This window comes from Vibrio thalassae (genome assembly GCF_900089835.1).
In the GTDB taxonomy this organism is placed as follows: Bacteria; Pseudomonadota; Gammaproteobacteria; order Enterobacterales; family Vibrionaceae; genus Vibrio; species Vibrio thalassae.
This window is the reverse complement of sequence record NZ_OANU01000100.1, coordinates 1-4476: the sequence shown is the minus strand read 5'-3', so window position 1 is coordinate 4476 and position 4476 is coordinate 1. Positions and strand designations below refer to the sequence as shown.

The window sequence follows — 4476 nt, the reverse complement described above, 5'->3', positions numbered from 1 at the left end:
AAATACTTATTCTTCCAATCGTGCAGAGTAGAGATATGCATACCTTCATTATCTGCAAACTCCCGCAAGGATAAACCACTTTCAACAAACCTGCGAATAGTTGCTTTCTTATGCTCTTTTGAATAACGCTTCACTTAATTAAACTTACCGCTCCCTGTTTTACTTTTATTGAGGATTAAGGGCGACAACTATCCTGACACAGGGGGGTTTCGACCCTAATGGACAAAGAGTGATCGCCAATCGAACGGGTAAAACGGTTATCCGAATCCTTTGGAGTAAGGATCAAGAAGAAGCCGTTATTGTAATAAAAGGATCGCATAGCCTAGCGGATTGGTTACTCAATTTCGCTATGTGGAAGCGCTCGTGCAATGACTTTGGGCTCAACTATTCCATCCATGCTGGCTTTCACTATATTCTCAATCAAGAGAGTCAACCAACTCACAAAAAAGACCAACTCGGGCTATCGGTTTTTGAGCGCACGATAAGCATTGCATCAGCACTAATAGAAAGTGGAAAACGTATTGCTGTAACCGGGCATTCTTCAGGTGGAGCCATCGGATGCATTATCGCCGATGTTCTTGAGCAGCGTTATCCGAAATCTATCAAACGTATTGTCACTTTTGGACAACCTGCCATTGGTGGCTATCGATTTAAACAACGCTTCAAATTAGCACATAAAACCTATCGAATTTGCTGCGATCTGGATGTCGTCACCTTTTTACCTCCAATCCCTTTTTCTTACTGGCACGTAGGTAAAATGTTGTGGCTGTATAACGGTCGAATCTATGAAAACACCCCTTCATTAGTCAGGTTTGGACGCTCGTTAGTGTCTTGGTTAATTCGACCTTTTTCCTATCATTTAATGAGTAAATACATAAGAAACAAAGACTTCTTTGACGAGCGCTAAAATGAGAGATATTTCAAATAACTGTACACCCCATAAAAATAATGCTTCTTATCACCATGAATTCTCACTCTGTCTCAAATATAAGACAGCTAAATGATTAACCTCTGAATTACCCAAAATTTGTGCACTTTTCATACTGAAATTTATCACTTTATAGTCAAAAACAACCATTCTTATGAAAAGGGTATCTTTTATGGACTTAGCAAGCCAACAAACAGTGATATTTATCACACATATCATTGAGTTACGGAATTTGACATCTTACCGCTACATGCCATGATGGTTTTAATTTCAATCACAAAACTCTGTCAATGCTGCTCGTCGATAAACAACAATTTGCCCAACGAATTAAGCTCGATTGCACAGGTTGTTGTATAGCAACCTATAAACACTTGACGTTAAAAAGCGTATTTCAGCCTATCTTCAACGCTAGAAATGAGATAATAGGCATGGAAGCGTTGGTTAGGTTATTTGATCAACATGGTCAGCCTGTTCCACCGCACTTATTTTTTCAAAATGATGATGTTTCTTTAATTGACCAGCTCAATGTCGATAGATTAAGTCGGGCGATACATCTGCGTAACTTCAGTATGTCTTCGTATAAAAATCGTCTTATATTCCTTAATTTCTTACCTATCTCTTGCGAAAGACTCGCCGCTGAAGGGCTCAAAGCATCATTATTACTGTCTCGATTAAAAGCATTGCAAATTGATAAAAAAAGGGTGGTTGTTGAACTTGTAGAATTAACCGCCTTTAGCGCGAGAACCTTGGCCTGTGCAGCGCGTCAATTAGGCGAAGAAGACTTCTTAATAGCGATCGACGATTTCGGATGCAAAGAATCAAGTCCCGAACGGGTTGAGCAAGTCAAACCCAATATACTGAAATTGGATCGTCAATTACTGTTCGACTACATGGAGGGGAACCAAAGTGCGCTTCTCACCGCAATAAAACTCGCCCAACATTCTGGTGCAAAAACCGTCATAGAAGGTGTAGAGACCAAAGAGCAATTAGCGGCTATGAAACAACTTAATATCGACTTTTTCAGGGATACCATCTCGCTATGCCAACTGCCTTAGTACCCCAACTACGACAGGTGGTTTAAAAGCGCTTACCCAACATAAATGTTACCCCTTCTCTTGTTTTACCACTTTGAGCCATCAAAGAGGCTTCCCAATTTTCACTGAACTCTTTTTGCATCCCTACCATCGTAGACCAGCGACTCGATGTTTGTTTCGCACTGAATTGCATGTCACCAAGTTGTCCCTTTAACTGCCTTTGGTAATCTTGATATTGGCCGCCAACAACAATTTTCCAGCCACTATCACCAATATTTAGGCCTATCAATGATGTCACTACCAAAGCTTCAAGACTGACCCCAACGCCTGACACTGAAGTTGATACGTATTGCGCGTCTATTGTGGTGAAAAACTGTTTGTGACCGTAAGCCAATGTCGTACCAATCGAAGTGATGGTTGATGTGGTCGCCATCCCATTGAGTTCGAGTTTAGCGAGATTACCATTATAAAAATCATTGACTCCAATCGACACGTCAGACGTGGTCACCGCCTTACCGATCATGGCATTGAACCCCCAAAACGGCAGTAACCACACATCTCCTCTTAACGCTATAATGCTGGTGGTATTGACAGTTTGGCTTACGCCATCAGGTAATAGGTCTGCGACTGATTCTCCTTCTATCTCGAAATCACTGAGACTCATTAAATCTTCTTGCTGGTGGGTAAACAGAGACAATCCGATAGGCTTGGGAAGTTTTATTCCTTTGGTACGAACGCGATCACCAAAAAACGGCAAAGTTCGACCGATGTCTTCATCTCGTTCTTGTTCCTCAGTTGATATTTTCGATTCATTGGCAGCACACACAGTGCTCATGAATATCAAACAAAGCATTAAGTTACGCATGAATTGTGAAAGGTTCCTGAAAACAATAAGGTGCGAGATAGTAACAAGACGCCGCGTACAAAAATAATTTTGATTTCATATGCCTTCACCCTTGAAAATTGACGCTAACAATACAATCTCTGGGTTACAAAGGAGTGTGATATGGAAAGTTCTTCAAATAGATTCAAAGCGTTACTGCAAGGCACCATCGCCATGATGCCACTCAGTCTTGCCGTAGTGCCGTGGGGGTTTCTTGCTGGATCGTTTGCGATTGATTCGGGACTAACACCGTTAGAAGGCCAAGCAATGAGCGCCATTTTGTTTGCAGGGGCTGCTCAATTAGTCGCTATGGGTATGATTAAGTCCGGTGCCACGTTGCTGACAATGGTCATTACCATTTTCTTCATTACGTCACGACATTTCTTATATGGTCTTTCCATGAGAAGCCATATTTCAGCCCTTCCCTTTCGGTGGCGCCTCCTATTAGGCTTTTTGCTCACGGACGAACTTTTTGCGCTCTGTGGACATCATGATCCCAAGAAGTTCGACCGCTGGTATGCCTTAGGCGCAGGATTCTCATTTTATTTGATATGGAATATTGCTACTCTGATTGGCATCGTTGTTGGTTCTCAGATCCCCGATTTACAGCAATATGGACTCGAGTTCGCTGTCGCCGCGACATTTATCGCTATTGTGGTTCCAAACATTAAATCCTTACCTATCTTTTTAGCTGCATTATCCGCTTTGCTTGCTTCGGTGGTATTTGCAGCGCTCAAGGTTGATATGGGGTTGGTGCTTGCAAGTCTGATAGGAATGAGCGTGGGCTATTTGAGTGAAGAGAGGCTAAAGCGATGACCTATGTAATCATTTTAGTTTTAACTGGTATTGTTTTCCTCAGCCGATATTTATTCCTCGAACCAAAAGTACCGTTGCGGTTGAGCAGCTCAGCCCAGCGATGTCTTAGTTACGCCAGCCCTGCCGTCCTGACCGCTATTTGGGGGCCGATTGTTTTTCTTCCTCACGGAAGACTCTCACTGTCGGATAATTTGCCATATTTGCTAGCGGCTACCTTCGCCATCGCAATGGCTTGGAGAACCAAAAACGTTTTATTCACTACGATAGTTAGCATCTTAGTATTTCTCGTCTTAAACTTGTTGATATTCAAGTAGTAATTCGGAGCCGTTATGAAAGCTAAGGAGCAGCACCAAATCATCAGGACGATGAACTGGTTGGGTTATCTTGGGTTAATTCCTTTCGCACTTTGCATTGCAAGTTTGAATGCGAGTGCCGAACTATTTGGACTTAATGTAAGACTCATTTACATCGCCTACAGTGGAACGATTCTCAGCTTCCTCTGCGGTGTGTTATGGTCTCATGCTTTGTCAGATGAGAGCAGCCCTTTCGCCCTACCTATGTTGCTGCTAAGTAATCTAATCTGTTTGATGGCTTGGTTAGTCATTTTAATTGAAACTTGGTAAACCACCGCCTCTGGCGGTGTGACTCGAAAAGGCTCTGCCGTAACAGCGTGCATCGATGGGAAAATGACCTCCTTTATAGAACCGGCAAGTTCAAAGGAGGTCATATGAGAGACTGGCAGAGCCAAGCTCACGTTAAACATTATTGCAAATATCACGTTGTGATTGTTCCAAAATATCGAAAGAAAGCGATTT

General features: G+C 42.4%; 7 protein-coding genes and 1 pseudogene. 5 read left to right on the top strand and 3 right to left on the bottom strand.

The window, feature by feature from the left end; all coding sequences use genetic code 11:
* Positions 1-134 (bottom strand): transposase (locus VTH8203_RS25620; protein WP_158296196.1); only part of this gene is annotated, 134 nt, incomplete at its 3' end.
* 62 nt (positions 135-196) lie between these two features.
* Between VTH8203_RS25620 and VTH8203_RS19135 the strand changes: the two are divergent.
* Together VTH8203_RS19135 and VTH8203_RS19130 are read left to right on the top strand one after the other, a co-directional pair.
* Positions 197-907, top strand: a pseudogene (locus VTH8203_RS19135) (lipase family protein); the annotation flags it as partial.
* Positions 908-1356: 449 nt separating this feature from the next.
* A complete protein-coding gene (locus VTH8203_RS19130; protein ID WP_244181261.1) occupies positions 1357-1983 on the top strand; it encodes an EAL domain-containing protein in 627 nt (208 codons plus the stop codon).
* A gap of 22 nt (positions 1984-2005) precedes the next feature.
* Here VTH8203_RS19130 and VTH8203_RS19125 read toward each other — a convergent pair whose 3' ends face one another.
* Positions 2006-2797, bottom strand: coding sequence for a hypothetical protein (locus VTH8203_RS19125; RefSeq protein ID WP_158296195.1), 792 nt, complete (start codon positions 2795-2797; stop codon positions 2006-2008).
* A 171-nt stretch (positions 2798-2968) separates the two neighbouring features.
* Here VTH8203_RS19125 and VTH8203_RS19120 point away from each other — a divergent pair, with 171 nt between their 5' ends.
* Genes VTH8203_RS19120 through VTH8203_RS25615 form a run of 3 tightly spaced genes read left to right on the top strand, consistent with a single transcriptional unit; the run spans position 2969 to position 4284 of the window.
* A complete protein-coding gene (locus tag VTH8203_RS19120; protein WP_096995071.1) occupies positions 2969-3661 on the top strand; it encodes an AzlC family ABC transporter permease in 693 nt (230 codons plus the stop codon).
* Positions 3658-3975, top strand: a complete 318-nt coding sequence (locus tag VTH8203_RS19115) for an AzlD domain-containing protein (RefSeq protein WP_096995070.1) — start codon at positions 3658-3660, stop codon at positions 3973-3975. The genes VTH8203_RS19120 and VTH8203_RS19115 overlap by 4 nt, the downstream gene beginning before the upstream one ends.
* Positions 3976-3990: 15 nt before the next feature.
* The gene (locus tag VTH8203_RS25615; protein ID WP_096995069.1) at positions 3991-4284 is read left to right on the top strand and encodes a DUF3429 domain-containing protein; all 294 of its coding nucleotides are present in this window, start codon (positions 3991-3993) and stop codon (positions 4282-4284) included.
* Here the strand turns inward: VTH8203_RS25615 and VTH8203_RS24900 are convergent.
* The coding region (locus tag VTH8203_RS24900) for a hypothetical protein (protein ID WP_208617777.1) at positions 4179-4476 on the bottom strand (298 nt) is incomplete at its 5' end. The genes VTH8203_RS25615 and VTH8203_RS24900 overlap by 106 nt on opposite strands.

What these genes read in the sequence shown, in the direction of transcription:
- VTH8203_RS19120 (WP_096995071.1), top strand. Translation starts at nt 2,969, where the DNA reads ATGGAAAGTTCTTCAAATAGATTCAAAGCGTTACTGCAAGGCACCATC.
- VTH8203_RS19115 (WP_096995070.1), top strand. Translation starts at nt 3,658, where the DNA reads ATGACCTATGTAATCATTTTAGTTTTAACTGGTATTGTTTTCCTCAGC.
- VTH8203_RS25615 (WP_096995069.1), top strand. Translation starts at nt 3,991, where the DNA reads ATGAAAGCTAAGGAGCAGCACCAAATCATCAGGACGATGAACTGGTTG.
- VTH8203_RS19130 (WP_244181261.1), top strand. Translation starts at nt 1,357, where the DNA reads ATGGAAGCGTTGGTTAGGTTATTTGATCAACATGGTCAGCCTGTTCCA.
- VTH8203_RS19125 (WP_158296195.1), bottom strand. Translation starts at nt 2,797, where the DNA reads ATGAGCACTGTGTGTGCTGCCAATGAATCGAAAATATCAACTGAGGAA.